Here is a 22,430-nt window from a genome sequence, read left to right on the forward strand (position 1 = left end):
GGCCGCCGAGGACCACCCGGACCACCACCGTCGGAGACCACCGCAGCCCCCGAGGACCGCACGGGCCGCCCCGAGAGACCACCCCGGGCCCCCAAAAACCACACAAGCCCCCGTCAGGGGCAGCCACGGCCGCCGAAAAAGCTCGGCGGCCGAAGTGTTCGGCGGGAGCGTCAGCCGGTGGTCGTGGCGTCTGCGTGGATTGCCGGGCGGCGGGAGGCGATGACCTTGCGGGCCAGGGAGCGGGGGCTGGTCAGGAAGCCCCAGCCCCAGGACATGTGCATGGTGGCGAGGGCCACCGGGATCTGGAGGCGGGCCTTCAGCGGCAGCCCCTTGCCCGCCGGGAGGGAGCCGAGCACGATCGCCGCGAGATAGCCGCCGGGGATCACGAAACCGAGCGGGGTCACGGCCGCGCCCACCACGATCCCGGCCGCGATCGCGCACAGGGCGGTCGGCGGGGCGAGGTAGCGCAGGTTGATGGAACCCTCGTGGTAGCGGGCCACGACGTGGCGCCAACGGCCGTAGTCCTTGTACTGCTTGGCGAGGGCCCGCATCGACGGCCTCGGGCGGTACGACACCTTCAGCTCCGGCGAGAACCAGATCAGGCCGCCCGCCTCGCGGATCCGGAAGTTCAGCTCCCAGTCCTGCGCGCGGATGAACTCCTCGTTGTAGCCGCCCTGTTGCTCCAGCGCCGCGCGCCGGAAGACACCGAGGTAGACGGTCTCGGCCGCCTGCGCCCCGCCGCCGGTGTGGAAGACGGCGTTGCCCACGCCGATCTTCGAGGTCATCGCGGCGGCGACCGCGTGCTCCCAGTCGTTCTCACCCTCGGCGTGCATGATGCCGCCGACGTTCTGCGCGCCGGTCTCCTCCAGGAGGCGTACGGCGGTCGCGATGTAGTTCGGCGAGAGCATGCCGTGGCCGTCGACGCGGACGACGATCGGGTGGCGGGAGGCCTTGATCGCGGCGTTGAGGGCGGCGGGGGTGCGGCCGGTGGGGTTCGGGACGGTGTGGACGCGAGGGTCTTCCCGTACGAGCTCGGCGGCGATCTCGTCCGTGCGGTCCGTGGACGGACCGAGGGCGATCACGACCTCCATCTCGCCGGCGTACTCCTGCGCGAGGATCGCTTGGACGGCTCCGCGCAGATGCCGTTCCTCATCGAGGACGGGCATGATCACAGACACGGCGGGGAGCTGCACGTCGGGCTTGGCGTTCATAGGGGGCTCACGTTACCGCGAACGGGGGACACCGGTGCGCGCCGCCCGGGCGGTGCACCGGGTCGCAGATCGTATGGGCCTACGGTGCTCAAGATCCCCTGTTCGGCCTCAGTGCCTGCCCCCCGCGGAGGTGTCCCCCCATGTCCACGCCGCCCCGCCGCTCCCCCACCGCCCGTCCTGCCCCGCGCCGACCACGACCCCCCGTACGGCGGAAGAAGCCGCGCTGGGCCATGCGGGCGGTGACCACGCTGTCCGTCGTGGTGCTGGCGTCCGCCGGGATCGGGCACGCGGTGGTGACGAGCATCGACGCGGACATCGAGCGGGTGGACCCGTTCAAGGACATGAAGAACCGGCCGCGCGCCGGGCACGGGATGAACGTGCTGCTGGTCGGCACCGACGGGCGGGACAACCTCACGGAGGCCGAGCGGCGCAAGTACCGGCTCGGCGGGGCACCCTGCCACTGCACCGACACGATCATGATCGTGCACATCTCGGAGGACCGGGAGCGGGCGAGCGTGGTGAGCCTGCCGCGCGACTCCTACGCCGTGCCGCCCGCGCACGTCGACCGGACGACCGGCAAGCGGCACGGCGGGCACCCCATCAAGCTCAACGCGGCCTACGCGGAGGGCGGGCCGAACCTGACCGTGCGGACGGTCGAGAAGATGACCCGGGTGAAGATCGACCACTATCTGGAGGTCGACTTCACCAGCTTCATGAAGACGGTGGACGTGCTCGGCGGCGTGAAGATCTGCACGATCGAACCGCTGAAGGACTCCTACACCGGCCTCGACCTGCCGCCCGGCGCGCACACCCTCCAGGGCGGCCAGGCCCTCCAGTACGTGCGCGCCCGGCACGTCGACGGCGCCTCCGACCTCGGCCGTATGCAGCGCCAGCAGCGTTTCCTGGCCGCCCTGATCGACCGGTCGACGTCCTCCGGGATCCTGCTCAACCCGATGAAGTTCCGGGACGTGACCCGGGCCGTGCTGGGCTCGGTCCGCGCCGACAAGGGCTTCGGCACCGACGAGCTGATCGACCTCGGCCGGGCGATGCGGAACTTCTCCCCCTCCTCCTCCGAGTTCACGACCGTGCCGATCGGGCGGATGGGATACGCCGTGAAGGGCGTCGGTTCCACGCTGAAGTGGGACGCGAAGAAGTCCGAGAGGCTGTTCAGGACCCTGCGCGAGGACAAGCCGCTGAGCGTGCACAAGCCCCGCAGCAGGGTCGCGCGGGTGGCCGTGGCCCCGCAGCAGATCCGGGTCCAGGTGGAGAACGGCACACCCACGGCCGGGCTCGGCCAGCGGGTGGACGCCCAGCTGGCGGCGACCGGCTTCCGCACCACCCGGCAGCCGGTGAACTCCGCGAACCGCACGGTGAAGCGCACGGTGGTGGCCTACGACCCCCGCTGGGACCGCTCGGCCCACTCGCTCGCGACGGCCCTGCCGGGCAGCGAACTGCGGCCGGTGAAGGGGCTGGGGCCGACCCTGAAGGTGATCGCGGGGGCGGACTTCGCGAAGGTGCGGAAGGTGAAGGCCGAGGATCCGTATCAGGGGGAGTTCGGGGTGATGACGGGGGACGAGGCCGGGTGTCCCTGACATCGGGGCACGCGGTCCTCACGGGCCTCCCGGCCCTCGAACCCCTCTCAGTCCCCGTCAGTCCTCGAACCCCTCCGCCACCCGCCGCTCCCGCAGTTCCATGATCGCGCGGCGGCGGGCGAGACGGTGGGTGCGGCGGATCTGGGCCTCCTGGTTGCGGCGCTTGTCGCGCTCGGTCTCCGGGAGCACCGGCGGCACCCGGCGCGGCTTGCCGTCGGCGTCCACGGCGGCGAAGACGAGGTAGGCGGAGCCGACCTGGGTGGCGGGGTTCGACTCGTTCCAGCGCTCGGCGAGGACCCGTACGCCGACCTCCATCGAGGTCCGGCCGGTCCAGTTGACCTGGGCCTTCACATGGACGAGGTCGCCGACGCGGACGGGCTCCAGGAAGGCCATCTCGTCCATGGAGGCGGTGACCGCGGGCCCGCCGCTGTGCCGCCCGGCCACGGCGCCCGCCGCGTCGTCGACGAGCTTCATGATCACGCCGCCGTGCACGGTGCCGAGCAGGTTCGTGTCGGCGTTGGTCATGATGTGGCTGAGCGTGGTCCGGGACGCGGAGGTCGGCTTGCCGGGGATATCCGGAGTTTCCGATTCCGCGGCGGAGGCCTGGTCTGTCATGGCCTCCACCTTATGCCGAGCTGACATCCGGGGAATTTGTGTCAGCTTGGCAACAGGAGGGCCCTGATTTTCCGACGAACCTTGTAAGGCACAGTGCCCTGCCCTGCACACTGGGGCGCATGAACGATTGGCCCGAGGGGCGGCACGGCGACAACCGCGGCGACCGGTACGGACGCGGCAGCGCGAACGCGCAGCCCGAGAGTGCCCGTGTGATGCGGCAGGTCCGCCGCGGCCAGGCGGCTCCGCCGGGCCCCGGTGGCTACGGCCCCGGCCCCTCGGCCCAGCAGTACGGAGGCGGAGTGCCGCCGCAGCCGTCGTACGTCAACGGCGGTGACGACGGCGCCTACGGCTACGACAGCGGCTACAACACGGGCCAGGTCTACGGCTCCCCCGGTGGCGGTGGCCACGGCGGCGGTCCCGGCGACTACGACCACGGTCCGCGCCCCGCGCCGAACTGGCGCAGGCGGATCAAGTGGACGGCGATCACCGTGGTGACCGTGCTGGTCGTCACGACCGTGGGCACCTACTTCTGGGCCGACTCCAAGCTCAACCGCGAGGTCGACCTGTCCAAGGTGATCGACCGCCCGGAGCAGGGCGACGGCACGAACTACCTGATCGTCGGCTCCGACAGCCGCGCGGGCATGTCCGCCGAGGAGAAGAAGAAGCTGCACACCGGGTCCGCCGAGGGCAAGCGCACGGACTCGATGATGATCCTGCACACCGGGAGCAACGGCGACACGCTGATCTCGCTGCCGCGTGACTCGGACGTGGAGATCCCGACCTTCGTGGGCTCGGAGTCCGGCAAGACGTACAAGGGCACCGGCCGGCACGTGAAGCTGAACGCGGCCTACGCCGAGGACGGTCCCGAGCTGCTGGTGCGCACCGTCGAGTTCAACACCGGGCTGCGCATCGACCACTACGTGGAGATCGGCTTCGCCGGCTTCGCGAACATCGTGGACGCGGTGGGCGGGGTCGAGATCGACATCCCCAAGGGCGGCATGAAGGACACCAAGTCCGGTGCCGACTTCCCGGCGGGCAAGCAGACGCTGAACGGCGAGCAGTCCCTCGCCTTCGTCCGCACCCGGTACGCGCTCAAGGGCTCCGACCTGGACCGCACCAAGAACCAGCAGAAGTTCCTCAACGCGCTCGCCAACCAGGTCGCGACCCCGGGCACGATCCTGAACCCGTTCAAGCTCTACCCGACGATGGGCGCGGGCCTGGACTCGCTGGTCGTCGACAAGGACATGGGCCTGTACGACCTGGGCAAGATGTTCTGGGCGATGAAGGGCGTCAACGGCGGCGACGGCACGTCCATGAACATGCCGATCTCCGGGTCCGCGAACGGCAACCTCGTCTGGGACAAGGCCAAGGTGAAGCAGCTCGTCGAAGAGCTGAAGAACGACGAGAAGGTCACGGTCTCGGGTGAGTGACACCTCCGGCCCCGCCGCCCCGGCAGGTGGCGGCAGGGTGCCGTTCGACGCGGTGCTCTGCGATGTCGACAACGTGATCCGGTTCTACGACCCCTCCCGGCTGTACGCCCTGGAGCGGGCCGCCGGGCTGGCCGAGGGCACCACGATGAAGATCGCCTTCGCGCCGGAGCGGGATCTGCCGCTGCTGCTCGGCCGCATCGACGGCCGGGAGTGGGTGGGGCTGATCGCCGAGGGGCTGCTCGGGCTGGTCCCCGAGCCGACGACCTGGGAGCTCGGCAGGGCGCTGCTGGAGTCCCCGTTCCACGCGAACGAGGACGTGGTGGACCTGCTGCGCCGGGCCGGCACCCGGGTCCCGCTGGTCCTCGTCAGCAACGCCACGCTCACCCTGGAGGACGACCTCGCCACGCTGGGTCTGTCCGACCTCGCGGACCATGTCGTCAACAGCGCCCGCATCGGCATCGTCAAGCCGGACCCCCGCATCTACCACCACGCCGCCGCCCTGGCCGACGTCCGCCCCGACCGCTGCCTCTTCGTGGACGACACCGAGGAGAACCTGACCGCCGCGGCGGCCCTCGGCATGTCCCCGGTCCACTTCCGCGAACCGGCGGACCTGGAGCGGGCGTTGCAGCCGCTGTTCGACCGGGACCGGCCCGTGCGGGTCAGGTGAAGTCGGCGTAGGCCAGGTGCCGGGCGCAGCCGCGGCAGCGGAAGAGATACGCGCTCGGCCCGCCGTCGGCGTCCAGTGCGGCCAGGAAGTCCTCGTCGAACTCCGCCGCGAGGGTCTCCAGGGCGTCCGGGTGGGGCCGTAGCTCGCGGGCACCGGCCCGGCCGAGGAAGACGGCGGCGTCGCCGCAGTGCGTGAGCCACCGGGGCTGCTGCCAGGCAAGGAAGCCGGGCGTGTGCTCGGCGACCGCGCGCACGACGTCCATGGGCACGCGCCCGTCGACCTCCGTGAACTGCGCCTCGTAGCGGTCGGCCGCACTGCCGTCGGCGATGCACCACGGGCACACGGGGGCGGGAAGGTCGGCGACGCTGTACACCGGGCCGGTGTACACGTAGCCGCGGGCCTCCCCGCAGCAGCCGCAGGCATCGGCCGAGGGCACCACCGAGCCCGTGGCGACCGGGTCGGGGTGATAGGGGAAGACGGGCAGGGTCATGGGTCCCAGGCTGCCGCAGGCAGGGGCAAGGGCACCCGGTCGGGGTGCCCTTGCGTGCGGTTCGGCGGTGGGGGTCACATCGCCATGCCCGCCATCGCGCGGCAGGTCTCCACGCAGCGGCGACACGCTTCCGCGCAGCGCATCATCTGAGGATCGTCCGGCATGGACATACACGCCTCGGCGCACATCTCGCAGGCCTTGGCGCACATGGCGCACATGTCGGCGTGGAGGGGCGAGCGGCGCATCATCATGTCCGCGCACATCCGGGTGGTCTCGGCGCAGTCGATGAGCGCGCGCATGATCTGCATCTGGGCCTGGCCGCCCTTCTGCATGCAGGCGCTCATGGTCTCCTCGCAGAGGCTGTGGCAGTTCATGCACGCCTCGACGCAGTCCTGCATCTCCTTGCTCATCACGGACATGTTCTCGGCCTGGGTCATGGCTCCTCCTGGGAGGTGCGGGAGCCCGGGGCGGGCCCCGTGCCCTTCCGTCCTACGCCTGCCGGGCGCCGGGCGCCATCCGACGTACGCCGGTAATCCGGGCCACGGCGTGAGGTCCGACCGCGGCGGCGAACGACGAAGGGCGCCCGGCAGGCGGGCGCCCCTCGACTTCGCGAGCCGTTACGGCAGGTTGCGGGCCATGACGATGCGCTGGACCTGGTTGGTGCCCTCGTAGATCTGCGTGATCTTGGCGTCGCGCATCATGCGCTCGACCGGGTAGTCACGGGTGTAGCCGTAGCCGCCGAGGAGCTGGACGGCGTCGGTGGTGACCTCCATGGCCACGTCCGAGGCGAAGCACTTGGCGGCGGCGCCCTGGAAGGTCAGGTCGCTGTCGCCGCGCTCGGAGGCGGCCGCGGCCTGGTAGGTCAGGGCGCGGGCCGCGGCGATCTTCATGGCCATGTCGGCGAGCATGAACTGGATGCCCTGGAAGTCGGCGATCGGCTTGCCGAACTGCTTGCGCTCCTGGACGTAGCCCTTGGCGTAGTCGAGGGCGCCCTGAGCGACACCGAGGGCCTGGGCGGCGATGGTGATGCGGGTGTGGTCCAGGGTCTTCATCGCGGTGGCGAAGCCGGTGCCCTCCTCGCCGATCATGCGGTCGGCGGGAATGCGGACGTTGTCGAGGTAGACCTCGCGGGTCGGGGAGCCCTTGATGCCGAGCTTCCGCTCCGGGGCGCCGAAGGAGACACCCTCGTCGGACTTCTCCACGACGAAGGCCGAGATGCCCTTGGAGCGCTTGGCCGGGTCCGTCACCGCCATCACCGTGTAGTACTCGGACTCGCCGGCGTTGGTGATCCAGCGCTTCACACCGTTGAGGATCCAGTGGTCGCCGTCGCGGACCGCCTTGGTCTTCATGCCGGCCGCGTCGGAGCCTGCGTCCGGCTCGGAGAGCGCGTACGAGAACATCGCGTCGCCCTTGGCGAGCGGGCCGAGGTACCTCTTCTTCAGCTCCTCGGAGCCGGAGAGGATGACCGGCAGGGAGCCGAGCTTGTTCACCGCGGGGATCAGGGAGGAGGAGACGCAGACCCGGGCGACCTCCTCGATCACGATCACGGTGGCCAGCGCGTCGGCGCCGCCCCCGCCGTACTCCTCGGGTACGTGCACGGCATGCAGGTCGTTCGCGACCAGCGCGTCCAGCGCCTCACGCGGGAAGCGGGCCTCCTCGTCCACCACCGCGGCGAACGGCGCGATCTTCGCCTCGGCCAGTGAACGGATCGCGTCACGGAGCATGTCGTGCTCCTCGGACGGGCGGTACAGGTCGAAATCAGCCGTTCCGGCCAAGGTCTCTCACGCTCCAAAGACGCTGCGGTGCCTGCGCTAATTACCGTTAAGTAACTCAAATTTTAGGGGGCCGCCCACGGGAGTGATACGTGAGCTTGGCGACAGCGGGAAAGTTGCCCGCTGAAAGCTGTCCGCACACCCGGACTATGCTCTTCCACCGCACCCCACGGCCGTCCCACCTGGAGCACCCATGAGCCTGAAGATCACCGTGATCGGCACCGGATACCTCGGCGCCACGCACGCCGCGGCCATGGCCGAGCTCGGGTTCGAGGTCCTGGGGCTGGACGTGGTCCCCGAGAAGATCGAGATGCTCCAGCGGGGCGAGGTCCCGATGTACGAGCCGGGCCTGGAGGACCTGCTGCGCAAGCATGTCGCCGGGATCGAGGGATCGACCGGCCGGCTGCGGTTCACCATGGACTTCGCCGAGGTGGCGGCCTTCGGGGACGTGCACTTCGTGTGCGTGAACACCCCGCAGCGGCACGGCGAGTACGCCTGCGACATGTCGTACGTCGACTCCGCCTTCGCCTCCCTCGCGCCGCACCTGACGCGTCCCGCCCTCGTCGTCGGCAAGTCGACCGTGCCCGTCGGGTCCGCCGACCGGCTCGCCGCCTATCTGGCCGCGAACGCCCCGGCCGGCGAGGACGCCGAGCTGGCCTGGAACCCGGAGTTCCTGCGTGAGGGCTTCGCGGTCCAGGACACCCTGCACCCGGACCGGATCGTGATCGGTGTGCGCAGCGAGCGGGCCGAGAAGCTGCTGCGGGAGGTGTACGCGACGCCGGTCGCGGAGGGCTCCCCCTTCGTCGTCACCGACTTCCCGACCGCCGAGTTGGTCAAGACGTCCGCGAACTCCTTCCTGGCCACCAAGATCTCCTTCATCAACGCCATGGCGGAGATGTGCGAGGCCTCCGGCGGCGACGTGGCCAAGCTGGCCGAGGCCATCGGCTACGACGACCGGATCGGGAAGAAGTTCCTGCGGGCCGGGATCGGCTTCGGTGGCGGCTGTCTGCCGAAGGACATCCGGGCGTTCATGGCGCGCGCCGGTGAGCTGGGCGCGGACCAGGCGCTGACCTTCCTGCGCGAGATCGACTCGATCAACATGCGCCAGCGCGGGCAGATGGTGGAGTTGGCCCGGCAGGCGCTGGGCGGCGGGCCGTTCCTGGGCAAGCGGATCGCGGTGCTCGGCGCCACCTTCAAGCCCGACTCGGACGACGTCCGTGACTCGCCCGCGCTGAACGTCGCCGGGCAGATCCACCTCCAGGGTGGCCAGGTGACGGTGTACGACCCCAAGGGCATGGACAACGCCCGCCGTATCTTCCCGACCCTCGGCTACGCCGACACCGCGGTCGAGGCCGTGCGGGGCGCCGATGCCGTACTCCACCTCACGGAGTGGCGGGAGTTCCGCGAGCTGGACCCGGCGGCGCTCGGTGAGGCCGCGACGACCCGGCTGATTCTCGACGGGCGCAATGCCCTCGATCCCGAGCTGTGGCGCAAGGCCGGCTGGACGTACCGGGCGATGGGCCGGCCGAAGGCCTGAATCGAGTTCCATGAATTCCTGGCGGATATTCGCGAGGTTCGGGAATTCACGTGAAGTGGGTGAAGGGCCAGGCGCACCTGTGGGGATTTCCTGTGCACCCCAGGCCGCCACAGCCCTGTGTCCGGGGCCCTTCACCCCAAGGGATGCAAGAGCGAGAGCCCTCTCCGCGCCCGGCATATGCGGTCGTCCCCGAAATCATCAACACGAGTTCGAATCGAATTCGAGCGCGGAGCGGAATGGACCGTTCTCACAGACCAAGCACCCGTAAAAGAGAGCTAGGTAATGATCGCTTAACAAACGCGTAGTCGCGCGGAATCCGCACTCCACTCCACTGGTCGCATTCGCCCCACCCTTCCCTGGGGTTGACCTGACCATGCCAGGAGTGAGACATGCGTGACGAAGCGGTGGCGGGAGCGCTCGTCGGCGCCGTCCTGATCGTGCTGGGCTACGCCTCGGGCATCGGCGCCCCCGCCGCGTCCGGAGACACCGCGGCGCCCGCGACGACACCACCGCCCGCGGCCACGGCTCCGGCGGCGCCCACGCCCACCACCCCGGGGACCGGAGGGGACCAGTTCCCCGTCGGCACCGGTGAGCTGCCGTCGTACGGCGGTGTGGGCGGGGGTGCCGGATACGGCACCGGCGGTGTGGCCGGGGGCACGGGCGGTACCGGTGGCTCGGGGCACTCCGGTCACCCGACCTTCCCGCCGGTCGACCCGGGCTCCCCGACTCCCACCCCCGCACCGACCCCACCGGGCTCCACGCCACCCGAGGGCGACACGTGCGAGAACGGCGAGGTCAGCCTCGTGAAGCCGCTCCTGACCGGGCTGACCGGCCCCGTGTTCGGGCTTCTCGACGGCGGGGAGGCGAGCCCGGAACCGACACCGACACCGACGCCGTCCGCCTGCGTCGGTCTCGGTCCCGTCTCCGTCCCCGGTCTGCTCGGCATCGGCGCCTCTCCGCTGCCGGAGGCGACGCCATGACGCCGACCGTCCGCCGCGCCCTGCTCCTGCTCGTCCTCACCCCGCTCCTCTACGTCCTGACCGGCGCCTCCGGTACCGCCGTCGCGCACACCGAGCTGGTCTCCTCCTCCCCCAAGGACGGCGCGGCCCTGAAGAAGGCCCCCGACCACCTCACCCTGACCTTCGACGAGGCCGTCGACCCGGCCGGCGTGCGCGTCCTGACCATGGACGGCGACCGGCTGCCGGTGTCCCGCACCGGAGCGGACTCCGTGCGGGTGTCCCTGGCGGCGCCGGGGCAGGGGCGCATCGCGGTGGTCTGGTCGGTGGTCGACGAGGAGGACGGTCACGCCTCCTCGGGCCGGATCGCCTTCGCCGTCGGTACGACGGCCACCACGACCGGCGACGAGGCCTCCGTCCCCGCTCCCGCACCCTCCCCCTCGGTGCGGAAGGGCCTCGTCGCCGCCCGCTGGGCCGGCTACCTGTCACTGGCCCTGTTCGTCGGCGGGCTCGCCTTCGTGGCGCTGCTGTGGCCGCTCGGGGCGTACGAGCCGCGGGCCCGGGCGCTGCTCGGGCTGGCCTGGGCGGGCGGCCTCGCGGCCACCGTGGCGGCGATCGGGCTCCAGGGGGCGTACACCTCCCTCGGCGGCCTGCGGGACGCCCTGCGCCCGGCGACGTACGCGGACGTACTGGCCACCGAACCCGGCGTCGTGCTCGCCGCGCGCGGGCTGATGTGGGTGCTCGCGGCCGTGGTGCTCGGCGCCCTGCTCCAGGGGGCCGCGCGCTCGGCGGGCTGGCGGGTGGGTGCCCTCGCGGTGGCCTTCGGGCTGCTGCGTACGACGGGCATGCACGGCCACAGCTCCGAGGGCGGCGAGCCGACCTGGGGCGCGGTCGCCGATTTCGCGCACCTGCTGGGCGCCTCGCTGTGGATCGGCGGACTGGCCATGCTCGCCGTCGCCGTACTGCCCCGCCGCCGGGCCGGGGAGCTGGCCGCGGTGGTGCCGGGCTACTCGCGGCTCGCGGCCGTCAGCGTCACGGCCATCGTCGTCGCCGGACTGGTGCTCGCCTGGCAGGTGGTGGGGTCGTACGACGCCCTGCTGCACACGTCGTACGGTCAGCTGCTGCTGGTCAAGACGGCCGTTCTCGGGGGCGTGCTGGTGGCCGCGTACGCGAGCCGCCAGTGGGTGCGCACCCGCCTCGATCTCGCCGTGCTGCTGCGCGGCGATGCCGCCACCGTGCGGTCCTTCGGCTACTCGGTCGCGGCCGAGACGGGGCTCGTCCTCGTCGTGCTCGCCGTGACGAGTCTGCTGGTCACGGCCGATCCCGGCCGTTGAACCACCCATCAGTACAAAGGAGTTGACGTGACACGATCCGAACGGACCGATGGGTCCGCCGAGCGGCGGCGCAAGCCGCCGGCCGGCAACCGGGCCCTGCTGGTCGCCGGGCTGGGGGCGGCCCTGGCCGCCGTGCTCAGTCTCGGACTGCTGAGCGCGGTCACGGGTTCCACCAAGGCCTCGCAGCAGGCCGCGGGCGCGGCTCAGGCGCCCGCTGCGGCCGCGGCCGAGGTGCAGCCCGCCGCCGCTGCCGCCCCCGACCACCAGGTCGACATCATGAGCTACGAGTTCGGCGACGGTAAGCAGCTCGTCGTCGAGGTCGGCCAGACGGTCCAGTGGACCAACCACGACAGCGCGCCGCACACAGTCACCACCACCAAGGCCCCGGTGTCCTTCGACTCGGGGACGCTGGAGCAGGGCGACTCGTGGTCGTACACCTTCACCAAGGTGGGGACGTACGAGTACTACTGCGCGGTGCACCCGGACATGGTGGCGTCGGTGAAGGTCGTGGCGGCGGACGGCGGTGGCGGTTCCACCCCGGCCCCCACTCCGACCCCGGCACCCACGACACCGCCCGGCGGGACCCCGGCGCCCACGCCCACCACTCCGCCGACCACCGGGCCCACGCCCAGCCCGACGCCCTCGGGCGGCACCGGCGGCGGCGGAGGTTCCGGTGGTGACGAGCAGTGCACCAGCGTCAAGAACGTGCTGCTGCCGATCCTCCAGCACCTCTACTCGGCACACCTGGAGGAGTCTCCGGGGCAGCAGGTGAAGGACGCGCTGGCGCTCGACTCGTACATCAAGATGCACACCGTGTGGATCGAGAGCATCCTCAAGCCGGCCGTCGAGGGCGGCGGCACGGTGGCCGACAGCACGCTCGGCACGCTGCTCCAGCACATCTACGCGGCGCATCTGAACGAGTCGCTCGGACAGCAGGTCACCGATCTGCTGAACGTGGACAGCTACGTGAAGATGCACACCGTCTGGGCCGGGCAGCTGCTCACGCCCACCACGGACTTCCTCACCGACAACTGCTGACGCGGTCCGCGAAACGGGTGGACGCCGCTCCGGCCGAGGCTCAGTCGGCCGGAGCGGCGTCCACGCCCCATTCTCCACGCCCCCACCACACTTCGGGAACCGCTTCCAAGGAGACCGGGATGACGACCGTCACCCTGCCCACCGTCCCGCCCCCGCCCGAGTCGCAGGACTTGGCCTCTCCCCTGCCCCCGCCCGGCCGGTACACCGTGGCCCCCGGCCGCTCGCTCGTCGAACTCACCGCCTGGTACGGGCCGTTGCCGACGCTGCGGCGCCGGGTGCGGCTGATCTCGGCGGCGCTCGACGTGCCCCACGAGGGCCTCGAACACCCCCGGTTCCGCTTCGAGTTCGGCGGACGCGCGCTCGCCGCGACGCTCGTCTCCGAGCGGGTCGAGGCGGCCGACGGGCGGCTCCAGCTCGCCGGTGACCTCGATCTGGACGGCACCGGCTTCCCCGTCCTGCTGCGTCTGCGGGTGGTCCGGCGCACCGACGACCTGCTGCTCGTCGTGGGCACCTCCCGGCTGCCGTACCGGCTGCTGCGCCGGGCCACCGGATTCCGGCTGCCGTGGCGCCGCCCTGCCACGCGGGTGCGGCTGCTGGTGGCGGCGGAGTTCACCGCGGAGCGCATGGCGGATGTCGCGGCGGACGTCACTTCGGACGTCACTGCGGATGTCACGGCGGATGTCACGGCGGAGTCCTCGTGAGGGCCGCCCGGGGTGCCGCCCTGTCGGCCGTGCTCGCGCTTCTCGCCCTGCCCTTGCTGTCGGCCGGCCAGGCGTCGGCGGCCACCTACCGGGTGACGATGAAGGGGTACGCCTTCTCGCCCGCGTCCCTGACCGTCCCGGCCGGTTCCACGGTGACCTGGACCAACCAGGACACGGCCCCGCACGACGTGAAGACCACCTCGGGACCGGCCTCGATCCACTCGCCCATGCTCGACAAGGGGCAGAGCTGGAGCTTCACGTTCACCGCGGGCGGGTCCTACGGCTACTACTGCACCGTCCACCCGGACATGACGGCCGGGATCACCGTCCGCGCGGCGGCTCCGACCCAACACCACACGGAGGCCCCGGCCGGCTCCGGTTCGTCGGGCTCCTCGCACACCACCATGCCCGAGCACCACACGACGGCGCCGAGCCGCCCGCCGATGAGCCGCATGCCGTCGCCGACCAGTCCGCCGGCGTCACCCACCGCCCCCCAGGCGGCCGCACCGCAGCCCTCGCAGCCGCCGTCCGGGTCACCGCAGCCCGCCCAGCCGCCCCAGACGGTGACGACCGCCTCGGCGAGCCGCCCGCTCGACCCGCTCCTCGTGCTGGCCGGCCTCGTCGCCGGCGTCGCGGTGATGTGCCTGCTCCTGGTGGGTTCACGAGCGGCGACGGCCAGGAACGCGGAGGACACCTAGGGCCTGGCCGGGGAGGGCTCCGGTCAGTCCTTCGCCGCCCGGTAGCGGCGCATCTTGGCGCGGGCTCCGCAGACCTGCATGGAGCACCAGCGGCCGCGGCCGGCGGGGCTGCGGTCGTAGTAGGCCCAGTGGCAGGTGGTGGCCTCACAGGCCTTGAGGCGGGTCCAGGTGCCCTCGACGAGGGCGTGGGCGACGGCCGCCGCCACGCGGGAGAGCAGCGGCCCCGCGTCGGACGGGGCGAGGGCGGCCGAGCCGTCGGCCGGGTCGACCGTGACGACGAGAGGCGCCTGCGCGAGCAGTTCCCCGAGCGGGGTCACCGTGCGGTGCGGCGGGTGGCCGGCGTGGGCGAGCAGGGCGGCGCGCAGGGACTCCCGCAGTTCGCGCGCGTCCGGCAGCTCCTCCTCCGTGAGTCCGAGACGCGCCCGCCCGTCCGCCGTGTCCAGCGCGTCGGCGCCGGTCTCGATGTCCAGCGTGTTCGCCAGGGACTCGATCAGGGCGAGTCCGCCGGGGGCGGGCGATCTCTCACTCATGCTTGCGACGTTACCTCCAATGAGGCAGCATGCAGTAACCGTTACTGGTTACCCGCCTCTACAGGTAACCGTGACCTCAAGCGATGACCTCAAGGAGGAAGTCATGGCTCTCGCCAAGCTGGGTGCCGTCGTCCTGGACTGTCCCGACCCGCGCGCCCTCGCCGGTTTCTACGCCGACGTGCTCGGCGGCACCGTCGAGGGCGAGGGGGAGTGGGTGGACCTGAAACTGCCCGACGGAGGGTCGCTGGCGTTCCAGGCCGCCGCCGGATTCGTACCGCCGCGATGGCCCGCGGCCGACCACTCGCAGCAGTTCCATCTGGACCTGACCGTCGAGGACCTGGACGCGGCGGAGAAGGAGGTCCTGGCGCTCGGCGCGAAGCCGCTGGAGGCGGGGGACCACTCCCGGACCTTCCGGGTTTACGCGGATCCGGCGGGGCACCCGTTCTGCCTCTGCGCCTGCTGAGTCAGGAGGACGCTCATGGAACCGGCCGCCCGTTTCCGTACCGTCGTGATCGACTGCCCTGACCCGCCCGCGCTCGCCGCCTTCTACGCCCAGGTCGGCGGCGGCACCCCCGAGGCCGCGGACGGTGACTGGGTCGTGCTGAGGCTCCCCGGCGGGCCCCGGCTGGCCTTCCAGCGGGTGCCCGGCCTCACCCCGCCTCAATGGCCGCGCTCGGACCGGAACGCGCAGCAGTTCCACCTCGACTTCGACGCCGGGACCACCTGGGAGGAGATCGACGCCGCCGAGGAGAAGGTGCTGGCACTGGGGGCGCGGGTCCTGGACCGGGAGGACTACGAGAAGAAGGACTTCCGGGTGTACGCCGATCCGGCGGGGCATCCGTTCTGCCTCCTCCGGATCGACCCGATCTGAGGAGAACTCATCCGTCCAGTTCGGCGATCTTCGCCGTGGACGGCTCGCGCCGCTGCTGTGCCGCCCGTGCGGTGAAGTCCGCCCCGCGCAGCACGCGTTGGACGTTGCCCCAGGTCAGCAGGGCGACGTCGGACTCGGTCCAGCCGCGCCGCAGCAGTTCCGCGATGAGGTGGGGGTAGCAGGAGGCGTCGGCGAGTTCCTGCGGATGGGCGGTGCCGGCGTCGTACGTACCGGACAGGCCCACGCTCTCGGCGCCGGCGACCGTCCGCACGTGGTCGAGGTGGTCGGCGACGTCGCGGACGGTCGCACCGGTCTGCTCGGCGGTCAGCGGGACCATGCACAGGCCCTTGGCGGCGCCCAGCTCGGCGAGCAGGTCGTCGGGCAGGTTGGCGGGGTGGGGGCGCAGCACGCGGGCGGCGGAACGGGTGCACAGCACCGGCGACTTGGAGACCGCGACGGCCCGGCGGATGGTCTCCTCGGAGGCGCCGGAGAGGTCGGCGAGCACACCCAGGCGGTTCATCTCGCGCAGCACCTCCTCGCCGAACCGGGTGAGCCCGGCCTCGCTCGCCCAGGACACCCCCGACAGGGTGAGGGCGCGCAGGCCGAGGGCGTGCAGGGAGCGCAGGATGCCGAGCGAGTCGCCGAGGGCGGCGGCGCCTGCGGGACCGAGCAGGACGGCGATCCGGCCGCAGTTGCGTACGTCGGTGGTCTGTCCGGCGGTGTAGGCCAGGCGCAGCCCCTCGGGGTGGGTGCGCACCACCGTCTTGACCAGGTCCAGCTGCTCCAGCGTGGCGCCGACCGCCCGGTCGCCGTCGAGGCCCCCGGGCAGGTGCAGCGACCACAGCAGCGCGCCGACATGGCCCTCACGCAGCCGTGGCACGTCCGTGTCGACGGCGCTCTCCCCGAGCTCCAGGTCGAACCAGGGCAGGTGCCTCAGGGCCCACGGCAGGCCGCTGTAGCCGTCGGCCACGGGGTGCGCGTCGAGGAGCGCGCGGGCCCGTTCCAGCGGGGTGGCGTCCGGGTCGGCGACGGCGGTGCTGGGCTCCGCCCCGACGGGCGGGGAGAGGGACTCCGGCAGGTCGTCCGGGTCGGGAAGGGACGGGGGCAGGTCGTCGAGCGCGCCCACCTCGGTCGTGGTGTGCAGTTCGTCCTGGAGGTCTGCCATGACGGGCTCCGTACGTCGTGATCACCGTAGGGTCACCGTGCCACGGAGCGGGAGGGCCTTCCTGGTGGGCGGGGCGTTCGGGGTATGCGGCGGCCGGGCACCTTCACCGGTGGTTCTTCGTATGTCAGTACGTGAACCTTCAAAAACCCCCCACCCCGGCCCGCGTCCTCGTGGTGGACGCCGACCACCGCACCAGACCCCTGATCGCGGCCCTCAACGAGCTGGACTTCGACGTGTTCGCCGCCAACCGCGGCCGCTTCGCGATACCCATCGGCCGTTCCGTACGACCCGACCTGGTCGTCCTGGACACGGCCCTGCCCGACGGCGACACCTTCGAGACCTACGAGGCACTGCGCGCCGCCGGTGTCCAGGCACCGGTGCTGTTCCTGACCGCCCAGGGCGACCGTGAGGCCGGAGCCGCGGTGCACCGGGTGATGGCGGACTCCGACGGCCATGTCACCAAGCCCCTCGCGGTCCCCGAGGCGGTCGCCCGCGCCCAGGAACTGCTGGAGCGCGACCGGGCCGACGAGAGCCGGCTGCTGCGCAACGGCACCCTCTCCGTGGACGCGGGCCGCCGCGCGGTCTGGCGGGACGGGGCCCGTGTCGACCTGTCCGACCGCGAGTTCGAACTCCTCGCCTACCTCATGGACAACGCCGGCCAGGTCGTCTCCAAACAGCAGATCCTGGAGCGGGTCTGGGGCGCGCCCTTCCGCTCCGGGACCGTCGAGACGTACATCTACTACCTCCGCCGCAAACTCGGCGACGAGAACCAGTCCCTGATCAGGACGGTACGCGGCGTCGGCTACACGCTGAGCCGCGGCTGACTCCCGGTGCGCGACCGGTACCCGGCGATCAGCCGTCCAGCTCGCCGAGGGTGGCGTTGGACGGACCGCGCGTGGCCCGGAGGTCCCGCGCCACCTCCTCCGCCGCCCCCAGGACCCGTACCGCGTTCTGCCAGGTGAGCTTGGCGAGGTCGGGGTGGGACCAGCCTCGGTCGAGGAGTTCGGTGATCAGGTTGGGGTAGCCGGAGACGTCGGTGAGGCCGTCGGGGGTGAAGGCGGTGCCGTCGTAGTCGCCGCCGATGCCGAGGTGGTCGATGCCGGCGGCCTCGCGCATGTGGTCGAGGTGGTCGGCGACCGTGGAGACGGTGGCGATCGGGCGCGGGTGGCGTTCCTCGAAGGCGCGGTGGACCTTCATCGCCTCCGGGGTGGTAGCGAGGTGGTGGAAGCCGTGGGCGCGCATGTTCTCGTCGGCGGCGGCCGTCCAGTCCACGGCGGCCTGGAGGACGAACTTCGGGACGAAGGTCACCATCGCCATGCCGCCGTTCGCCGGCAGCCGTTCCAGCACGTCGTCCGGGATGTTGCGGGGGTGGTCGCAAACAGCGCGGGAGGAGGAGTGGGAGAAGATCACCGGGGCCGCGGAGGTGTCCAGGGCGTCCCTCATCGTCGTCGCCGCCACGTGCGAGAGGTCGACGAGCATGCCCTCGCGGTTCATCTCCCGCACCACCGCCCGGCCGAAGGCCGTGAGGCCGCCGGCGCGCGGCGCGTCGGTCGCCGAGTCCGCCCAGTCGTTGTTGTCGTTGTGCGTGAGGGTCATGTAGCGCACGCCCAGCGCGTACAACGCCCGCAGTGTGGCGAGGGAGTTGGCGATGGAGTGGCCGCCCTCGGCGCCCATGAGCGAGGCGATACGGCCTTCCGCGCGCGCCGCCTCCATGTCGGCGGCGGTGTGCGCGGCCCGCAGGTCGGCCGGGTGGCGCGCGATCAACTGCCGTACGCAGTCGATCTGTTCCAGCGTCGCGGGCACCGCGTCGGGCAGGTCCGAACGGACGTACACCGACCAGTACTGCGCGCCGACCCCGCCCGCCCGCAGCCGGGCCAGGTCGGTGTGCAGGTGGGCGCTCTGGTCGGTGGCGATGTCACGGGCGTCGAGGTCGTAGCGGACCTGCTCGCGCAGCGCCCAGGGCAGGTCGTTGTGCCCGTCGACGACCGGGAACGCGCGCAGGAGTTCCCGGGCCGCCTCCGACGAGGGCGAGTGCACGGCGGTCACTTGCCGAAACCGAAGCCGCCGCCCGCTCCGTCGACCTTGGCGCGCAGCCGCTTGCCCTTCTCGGTGGCCTGGTCGTTCAGCTCCTGCTGGAAGTCCCGCATGCGGCCGAGGAGTTCCTCGTCGTGGGTGGCGAGGATCCGGGCCGCGAGCAGGCCCGCGTTGCGGGCACCGGCGACGGAGACGGTGGCGACCGGGACACCGGCCGGCATCTGCACGATGGACAGCAGCGAGTCCATGCCGTCCAGGTACTTCAGCGGCACGGGCACGCCGATCACGGGGAGCGGGGTGACGGAGGCGAGCATGCCGGGCAGATGGGCCGCGCCGCCCGCACCCGCGATGATCACCTTGAGCCCGCGGCCGGCGGCCTGCTCGCCGTAGGCGACCATCTCGCGCGGCATGCGGTGCGCGGAGACGACGTCGACCTCGTAGGCGATCTCGAACTCGTCGAGGGCCTTGGCGGCGGCCTCCATGACGGGCCAGTCGGAGTCCGACCCCATGACGATGCCAACAACGGGGCTCATTCGGTGATCGTGCCTCTCAGGTAGCCGGCAGCGTGACGGGCGCGCTCCAGCACGTCGTCGAGGTCGTCGCCGTAGGTGTTGACGTGGCCGACCTTGCGGCCGGGCTTCACGTCCTTTCCGTACATGTGGATCTTGAGCTGGGGGTCGCGGGCCATGCAGTGCAGGTACGCGGAGTACATGTCCGGGTAGTCGCCGCCGAGGACGTTGACCATCACGGTCCACCGGGCGCGCGGGCGGGGGTCGCCCAGCGGGAGGTCCAGGACCGCGCGGACGTGGTTGGCGAACTGGCTGGTGATCGCGCCGTCCATCGACCAGTGGCCGGAGTTGTGGGGGCGCATCGCGAGCTCGTTGACGAGGATGCGGCCGTCGCGGGTCTGGAACAGCTCGACGGCGAGATGGCCGACGACGTCCAGTTCCTTGGCGATCGACAGGGCCATCTGCTCGGCCCTCAGCGCCAATCGCTCGTCGAGATCGGGCGCCGGGGCGATCACGGTGTCGCAGACACCGTTGACCTGCTGCGACTCGACCACCGGGTAGGCGACCGCCTGACCGTGCGGCGACCGTACGACGTTGGCGGCGAGCTCGCGGACGAAGTCGACCTTCTCCTCGGCGAGGACGGGCACACCGGCCCGGAAGGGGTCGGCGGCCTCCTCGACGGAGTCGACCACCCACACGCCCTTGCCGTCGTAGCCACCGCGGACGGTCTTGAGGACGACGGGGAAGCCGTCGCCCTCCGCGCCTTCGGGGAGGCCTTCCGCCGCGAAGGCGGCCACGTCCGCCGGGTCGCTCACGATCCGGTGCCGTGGACACGGCACGCCGATCGCGTCGAGCCTCGCCCGCATCACGCCCTTGTCCTGGGCGTGCACGAGCGCGTCCGGGCCGGGGCGGACGGGGATGCCGTCCGCCTCCAGGGCCCGGAGGTGCTCGGTGGGAACGTGTTCGTGATCGAAAGTGATCACATCGCAGCCCCGCGCGAAGTCACGCAGCGTGTCGAGGTCGCGATAGTCGCCGATGACGACATCGCTCACCACCTGCGCCGCGGAATCCTGAGGGGTGTCACTGAGGAGCTTGAACCTGATGCCGAGCGGGATGCCTGCCTCGTGTGTCATACGAGCGAGCTGGCCCCCGCCGACCATGCCGACTACCGGGAACGTCACGACCCCAGGGTATCGGCCGCGCCACCGTGGCCGAATTCCTGCCCACCCGCGCATGTTCTTACCGATCTGTGAGCCCACGCACAAGCGATCACGAAGGGGGGTGGTTAGCATGGCTGAGTTGACGAAATCTACGGACGGGGGCCTGGAAAGCCATGGGACGTGGTTCCTCGGGGCTCCGTACGGGGCCTCCGGCTCCCCGCAGCGCGGCACGGCAACGCCTGGACCGGCTGGTACGTGAGGCCGTCAAGTTCGGCGCGGTGGGCGGGGCCGGAGTGCTGGTCAACCTCCTCGTCTTCAACCTGGTCCGGCACGGCACCGAACTCCAGGTCGTGCGCGCCAGCGTCATCGCGACCGTCGTCGCGATCGTCTTCAACTACATAGGGTTCCGGTACTTCACCTACCGGGACCGCGACAAGAGCGGCCGCACCAAGGAACTCACGCTGTTCCTGCTGTTCAGCGCGGTCGGCCTGGTCATCGAGAACGGCGTGCTCTACGCGGCCACCTACGGCTTCGGCTGGGACAGCCCGCTCCAGAGCAACATCTTCAAGTTCGTCGGCATCGGCATCGCCACGCTGTTCCGCTTCTGGTCCTACCGCACCTGGGTCTTCAAGGCACTGCCCGCCAAGGAGGCGGTCGCCAGCGCGGAGTCCTTCCTGGCGACGGAGGTCAAGAAGCCGCGGCCGACCCAGCGCGTGCCGTAACCGCGCGTGCCATGACAGGGCGCGCCGTGACAGGGCACGCCATGCCGGTCAGCGGACCGTCTGCTCCGCCGCCTCCTCCTCCGCCGCCTTCTTCAGGTGCGTACGGGACAGGAACAGCGCGAAGACCGGCGGCTGGGTCTGGAGCATCTCCAGGCGTCCCCCGTCGGCCTCCGCGAGGTCGCGGGCCACGGCCAGGCCGATGCCCGTGGAGTTGCGGCCGCTGATCGCCCGCTCGAAGATCCGCGCCCCGAGGTCGGCGGGCACTCCGGGCCCCTCGTCGGTGACCTCGATCACGGACTGGTTGCCGGTGACGCGGGTGCGCAGCGCCACCGTGCCGCCGCCGTGCATGAGGGAGTTCTCGATCAGTGCGGCCAGCACCTGTGCGACCGCCCCCGGCGTACCGACCGCCGTCAGGTGCCGCTTGCCGGAGCTGACGATGGCACGGCCCGCGCTGCGGTAGGCGGGGCGCCACTCGGCGAGCTGCTGCTGGATGACCTCGTCGAGGTCGAAGGTGACGGCGGAGCCGGTGCGCGGGTCGCGGGAGTTGGTGAGCAGCCGCTCCACCACGTCCGTCAGCCGCTCCACCTGCGTCAGCGCGATGGTCGCCTCCTCCTTCACCGTGTCCGGGTCGTCGGTGAGGGTGATCTCCTCCAGCCGCATGGAGAGCGCCGTGAGCGGCGTCCGAAGCTGGTGGGAGGCGTCGGCGGCGAGCCGGCGTTCCGCGGTGAGCATGCGGGCGATGCGCTCGGCGGAGGAGTCCAGCACATCGGCGACCCGGTCCAGCTCGGGGACGCCGTACCGCTTGTGCCGGGGGCGGGGGTCGCCGGAGCCGAGCCGCTCGGCGGTCTCCGCGAGGTCGGTCAGCGGGGAGGCGAGCTTGTTGGCCTGGCGGATCGCCAGCAGTACCGCGGCGATCACCGCGAGCAGCGCCACCAGCCCGATGATCAGCAGCGTCCGGCCCACCTCGCGGGTCACCGACGAGCGGGGCTCCTGGACGATGACGGTCTCGCCCTCCTCGCCCTTGGCCTCACCCTCGATGACGTCCCCGGCCGGCCGGGGACCCACCTCGATGTCGGGCTTCCCGGGGATCCGGATCACGGCGTACCGTTCCTGCGCCACCTGGTCCCGGAGCACCTTCGCGTCGACGGTCCCCGACGCCAGCAGCCTGCTGTCCACGATGCTCGCCAGCCGCTGCGCCTCGGAGTCCACCTTCTCCTGCGCACTGGTGGAGATGGTCCGCGTCTCCACGATGACGAGCGACACCCCGAACACGCCGATGACGACGAGCACCACGGCGAGGGTGGACTGGATGAGACGGCGACGCACGGGGCCCCTCCGGAGCAGTGATTTTCTACCAAGGGCGAGGGCAGCCCCCTAGGGGCGCGGGGAACTGCGCGA

Annotated in this window: 24 protein-coding genes; 13 read left to right on the forward strand and 11 right to left on the reverse strand. The window is 71.5% G+C overall.

The window, feature by feature from the left end:
- Nucleotides 1-170: 170 nt before the first annotated feature.
- A complete protein-coding gene (locus tag SLINC_RS18120) occupies nucleotides 171-1,211 on the reverse strand; it encodes a glycosyltransferase family 2 protein (RefSeq protein ID WP_067433846.1) in 1,041 nt (346 codons plus the stop codon).
- Nucleotides 1,212-1,351: 140 nt separating this feature from the next.
- Between SLINC_RS18120 and SLINC_RS18125 the strand changes: the two genes are divergently transcribed.
- Nucleotides 1,352-2,803, forward strand: coding sequence for an LCP family protein (locus tag SLINC_RS18125; protein ID WP_079164590.1), 1,452 nt, complete (start codon nucleotides 1,352-1,354; stop codon nucleotides 2,801-2,803).
- Between the two features lie 57 nt (nucleotides 2,804-2,860).
- On the opposite strand, the gene SLINC_RS18130 is transcribed toward SLINC_RS18125, so the two are convergent.
- Entirely contained in the window at nucleotides 2,861-3,418 is a 558-nt protein-coding gene (locus tag SLINC_RS18130) for an acyl-CoA thioesterase (RefSeq protein ID WP_067433853.1), read from the reverse strand.
- Between the two features lie 119 nt (nucleotides 3,419-3,537).
- Between SLINC_RS18130 and SLINC_RS18135 the strand changes: the two genes are divergently transcribed.
- Both SLINC_RS18135 and SLINC_RS18140 read left to right on the forward strand, forming a co-directional pair.
- On the forward strand, nucleotides 3,538-4,848 hold the full coding sequence (locus SLINC_RS18135; RefSeq protein WP_067433856.1) for an LCP family protein: 1,311 nt from the start codon (nucleotides 3,538-3,540) through the stop codon (nucleotides 4,846-4,848).
- A complete protein-coding gene (locus SLINC_RS18140) occupies nucleotides 4,841-5,515 on the forward strand; it encodes an HAD-IA family hydrolase (RefSeq protein ID WP_067433859.1) in 675 nt (224 codons plus the stop codon). The genes SLINC_RS18135 and SLINC_RS18140 overlap by 8 nt, the downstream gene beginning before the upstream one ends.
- Here the strand turns inward: SLINC_RS18140 and SLINC_RS18145 are convergent.
- The 3 genes from SLINC_RS18145 to SLINC_RS18155 all read right to left on the reverse strand — a co-directional run bounded on the left by SLINC_RS18145 (nucleotide 5,508) and on the right by SLINC_RS18155 (nucleotide 7,780).
- Complete coding sequence (locus SLINC_RS18145) at nucleotides 5,508-6,005, reverse strand: CbrC family protein (RefSeq protein WP_067433862.1); 498 nt, start codon at nucleotides 6,003-6,005, stop codon at nucleotides 5,508-5,510. The two genes, SLINC_RS18140 and SLINC_RS18145, sit on opposite strands and share 8 nt — an antisense overlap.
- 74 nt (nucleotides 6,006-6,079) lie before the next feature.
- Nucleotides 6,080-6,442, reverse strand: a complete 363-nt coding sequence (locus SLINC_RS18150; protein WP_067433865.1) for a four-helix bundle copper-binding protein — start codon at nucleotides 6,440-6,442, stop codon at nucleotides 6,080-6,082.
- Between the two features lie 180 nt (nucleotides 6,443-6,622).
- Complete coding sequence (locus SLINC_RS18155; protein ID WP_079164591.1) at nucleotides 6,623-7,780, reverse strand: acyl-CoA dehydrogenase; 1,158 nt, start codon at nucleotides 7,778-7,780, stop codon at nucleotides 6,623-6,625.
- A 190-nt stretch (nucleotides 7,781-7,970) separates the two neighbouring features.
- Here SLINC_RS18155 and SLINC_RS18160 point away from each other — a divergent pair, with 190 nt between their 5' ends.
- The 6 genes from SLINC_RS18160 (at nucleotide 7,971) to SLINC_RS18185 (ending at nucleotide 14,041) form a co-directional block, all read left to right on the forward strand.
- Nucleotides 7,971-9,314, forward strand: coding sequence for a UDP-glucose dehydrogenase family protein (locus SLINC_RS18160; protein ID WP_067433871.1), 1,344 nt, complete (start codon nucleotides 7,971-7,973; stop codon nucleotides 9,312-9,314).
- A 389-nt stretch (nucleotides 9,315-9,703) separates the two neighbouring features.
- The gene (locus SLINC_RS18165; RefSeq protein ID WP_067433873.1) at nucleotides 9,704-10,294 is read left to right on the forward strand and encodes a hypothetical protein; all 591 of its coding nucleotides are present in this window, start codon (nucleotides 9,704-9,706) and stop codon (nucleotides 10,292-10,294) included.
- Nucleotides 10,291-11,604 (forward strand): copper resistance CopC/CopD family protein, encoded by a 1,314-nt coding sequence (locus tag SLINC_RS18170; protein WP_079164592.1) that lies wholly within the window; start codon nucleotides 10,291-10,293, stop codon nucleotides 11,602-11,604. Before SLINC_RS18165 ends, SLINC_RS18170 begins: the two co-directional genes overlap by 4 nt.
- 27 nt (nucleotides 11,605-11,631) lie before the next feature.
- On the forward strand, nucleotides 11,632-12,642 hold the full coding sequence (locus SLINC_RS18175) for a cupredoxin domain-containing protein (protein WP_067433876.1): 1,011 nt from the start codon (nucleotides 11,632-11,634) through the stop codon (nucleotides 12,640-12,642).
- A 119-nt stretch (nucleotides 12,643-12,761) separates the two neighbouring features.
- Nucleotides 12,762-13,343 (forward strand): hypothetical protein, encoded by a 582-nt coding sequence (locus tag SLINC_RS18180; protein WP_225988333.1) that lies wholly within the window; start codon nucleotides 12,762-12,764, stop codon nucleotides 13,341-13,343.
- On the forward strand, nucleotides 13,340-14,041 hold the full coding sequence (locus SLINC_RS18185) for a cupredoxin domain-containing protein (protein WP_225988332.1): 702 nt from the start codon (nucleotides 13,340-13,342) through the stop codon (nucleotides 14,039-14,041). Before SLINC_RS18180 ends, SLINC_RS18185 begins: the two co-directional genes overlap by 4 nt.
- 23 nt (nucleotides 14,042-14,064) lie before the next feature.
- Here SLINC_RS18185 and SLINC_RS18190 read toward each other — a convergent pair whose 3' ends face one another.
- A complete protein-coding gene (locus tag SLINC_RS18190) occupies nucleotides 14,065-14,571 on the reverse strand; it encodes a CGNR zinc finger domain-containing protein (RefSeq protein ID WP_067433879.1) in 507 nt (168 codons plus the stop codon).
- A 103-nt stretch (nucleotides 14,572-14,674) separates the two neighbouring features.
- Between SLINC_RS18190 and SLINC_RS18195 the strand changes: the two genes are divergently transcribed.
- Both SLINC_RS18195 and SLINC_RS18200 read left to right on the forward strand, forming a co-directional pair.
- Entirely contained in the window at nucleotides 14,675-15,034 is a 360-nt protein-coding gene (locus tag SLINC_RS18195) for a VOC family protein (protein ID WP_067433881.1), read from the forward strand.
- Nucleotides 15,035-15,049: 15 nt separating this feature from the next.
- Complete coding sequence (locus tag SLINC_RS18200) at nucleotides 15,050-15,442, forward strand: VOC family protein (protein ID WP_067433885.1); 393 nt, start codon at nucleotides 15,050-15,052, stop codon at nucleotides 15,440-15,442.
- 7 nt (nucleotides 15,443-15,449) lie between these two features.
- Here the strand turns inward: SLINC_RS18200 and SLINC_RS18205 are convergent, their stop codons facing one another.
- Entirely contained in the window at nucleotides 15,450-16,607 is a 1,158-nt protein-coding gene (locus SLINC_RS18205) for a dipeptidase (protein ID WP_067433888.1), read from the reverse strand.
- A gap of 131 nt (nucleotides 16,608-16,738) precedes the next feature.
- Here SLINC_RS18205 and SLINC_RS18210 point away from each other — a divergent pair, with 131 nt between their 5' ends.
- Nucleotides 16,739-17,431 (forward strand): response regulator transcription factor, encoded by a 693-nt coding sequence (locus SLINC_RS18210; RefSeq protein ID WP_067433891.1) that lies wholly within the window; start codon nucleotides 16,739-16,741, stop codon nucleotides 17,429-17,431.
- A 28-nt stretch (nucleotides 17,432-17,459) separates the two neighbouring features.
- On the opposite strand, the gene SLINC_RS18215 is transcribed toward SLINC_RS18210, so the two are convergent.
- Genes SLINC_RS18215 through SLINC_RS18225 form a run of 3 tightly spaced genes read right to left on the reverse strand, consistent with a single transcriptional unit; the run spans nucleotide 17,460 to nucleotide 20,385 of the window.
- On the reverse strand, nucleotides 17,460-18,644 hold the full coding sequence (locus tag SLINC_RS18215; protein ID WP_107406830.1) for a dipeptidase: 1,185 nt from the start codon (nucleotides 18,642-18,644) through the stop codon (nucleotides 17,460-17,462).
- Nucleotides 18,645-18,649: 5 nt separating this feature from the next.
- The gene (gene purE / locus SLINC_RS18220; protein ID WP_067433897.1) at nucleotides 18,650-19,174 is read right to left on the reverse strand and encodes a 5-(carboxyamino)imidazole ribonucleotide mutase; all 525 of its coding nucleotides are present in this window, start codon (nucleotides 19,172-19,174) and stop codon (nucleotides 18,650-18,652) included.
- Nucleotides 19,171-20,385, reverse strand: coding sequence for a 5-(carboxyamino)imidazole ribonucleotide synthase (locus SLINC_RS18225; RefSeq protein ID WP_067445472.1), 1,215 nt, complete (start codon nucleotides 20,383-20,385; stop codon nucleotides 19,171-19,173). Before SLINC_RS18225 ends, purE begins: the two co-directional genes overlap by 4 nt.
- Nucleotides 20,386-20,483: 98 nt before the next feature.
- Here SLINC_RS18225 and SLINC_RS18230 point away from each other — a divergent pair, with 98 nt between their 5' ends.
- A complete protein-coding gene (locus SLINC_RS18230; RefSeq protein ID WP_067433900.1) occupies nucleotides 20,484-21,032 on the forward strand; it encodes a GtrA family protein in 549 nt (182 codons plus the stop codon).
- A 48-nt stretch (nucleotides 21,033-21,080) separates the two neighbouring features.
- Here the strand turns inward: SLINC_RS18230 and SLINC_RS18235 are convergent, their stop codons facing one another.
- Nucleotides 21,081-22,358 (reverse strand): ATP-binding protein, encoded by a 1,278-nt coding sequence (locus SLINC_RS18235; protein WP_067433903.1) that lies wholly within the window; start codon nucleotides 22,356-22,358, stop codon nucleotides 21,081-21,083.
- Nucleotides 22,359-22,430 lie beyond the last annotated feature (72 nt).

The organism is Streptomyces lincolnensis (genome assembly GCF_001685355.1).
GTDB classification, from domain to species: domain Bacteria; phylum Actinomycetota; class Actinomycetes; order Streptomycetales; family Streptomycetaceae; genus Streptomyces; species Streptomyces lincolnensis.

Bases quoted from the DNA above. Each gene is read 5' to 3' on its own strand.
- SLINC_RS18130 (WP_067433853.1), bottom strand. From the start codon at position 3,418: ATGACAGACCAGGCCTCCGCCGCGGAATCGGAAACTCCGGATATCCCC.
- SLINC_RS18180 (WP_225988333.1), top strand. From the start codon at position 12,762: ATGACGACCGTCACCCTGCCCACCGTCCCGCCCCCGCCCGAGTCGCAG.
- SLINC_RS18170 (WP_079164592.1), top strand. From the start codon at position 10,291: ATGACGCCGACCGTCCGCCGCGCCCTGCTCCTGCTCGTCCTCACCCCG.
- SLINC_RS18225 (WP_067445472.1), bottom strand. From the start codon at position 20,385: ATGCGCGGGTGGGCAGGAATTCGGCCACGGTGGCGCGGCCGATACCCT.
- purE (WP_067433897.1), bottom strand. From the start codon at position 19,174: ATGAGCCCCGTTGTTGGCATCGTCATGGGGTCGGACTCCGACTGGCCC.
- SLINC_RS18205 (WP_067433888.1), bottom strand. From the start codon at position 16,607: ATGGCAGACCTCCAGGACGAACTGCACACCACGACCGAGGTGGGCGCG.
- SLINC_RS18145 (WP_067433862.1), bottom strand. From the start codon at position 6,005: ATGACCCTGCCCGTCTTCCCCTATCACCCCGACCCGGTCGCCACGGGC.
- SLINC_RS18230 (WP_067433900.1), top strand. From the start codon at position 20,484: ATGGGACGTGGTTCCTCGGGGCTCCGTACGGGGCCTCCGGCTCCCCGC.
- SLINC_RS18120 (WP_067433846.1), bottom strand. From the start codon at position 1,211: ATGAACGCCAAGCCCGACGTGCAGCTCCCCGCCGTGTCTGTGATCATG.
- SLINC_RS18135 (WP_067433856.1), top strand. From the start codon at position 3,538: ATGAACGATTGGCCCGAGGGGCGGCACGGCGACAACCGCGGCGACCGG.
- SLINC_RS18195 (WP_067433881.1), top strand. From the start codon at position 14,675: ATGGCTCTCGCCAAGCTGGGTGCCGTCGTCCTGGACTGTCCCGACCCG.
- SLINC_RS18160 (WP_067433871.1), top strand. From the start codon at position 7,971: ATGAGCCTGAAGATCACCGTGATCGGCACCGGATACCTCGGCGCCACG.
- SLINC_RS18190 (WP_067433879.1), bottom strand. From the start codon at position 14,571: ATGAGTGAGAGATCGCCCGCCCCCGGCGGACTCGCCCTGATCGAGTCC.
- SLINC_RS18150 (WP_067433865.1), bottom strand. From the start codon at position 6,442: ATGACCCAGGCCGAGAACATGTCCGTGATGAGCAAGGAGATGCAGGAC.
- SLINC_RS18165 (WP_067433873.1), top strand. From the start codon at position 9,704: ATGCGTGACGAAGCGGTGGCGGGAGCGCTCGTCGGCGCCGTCCTGATC.
- SLINC_RS18200 (WP_067433885.1), top strand. From the start codon at position 15,050: ATGGAACCGGCCGCCCGTTTCCGTACCGTCGTGATCGACTGCCCTGAC.
- SLINC_RS18125 (WP_079164590.1), top strand. From the start codon at position 1,352: ATGTCCACGCCGCCCCGCCGCTCCCCCACCGCCCGTCCTGCCCCGCGC.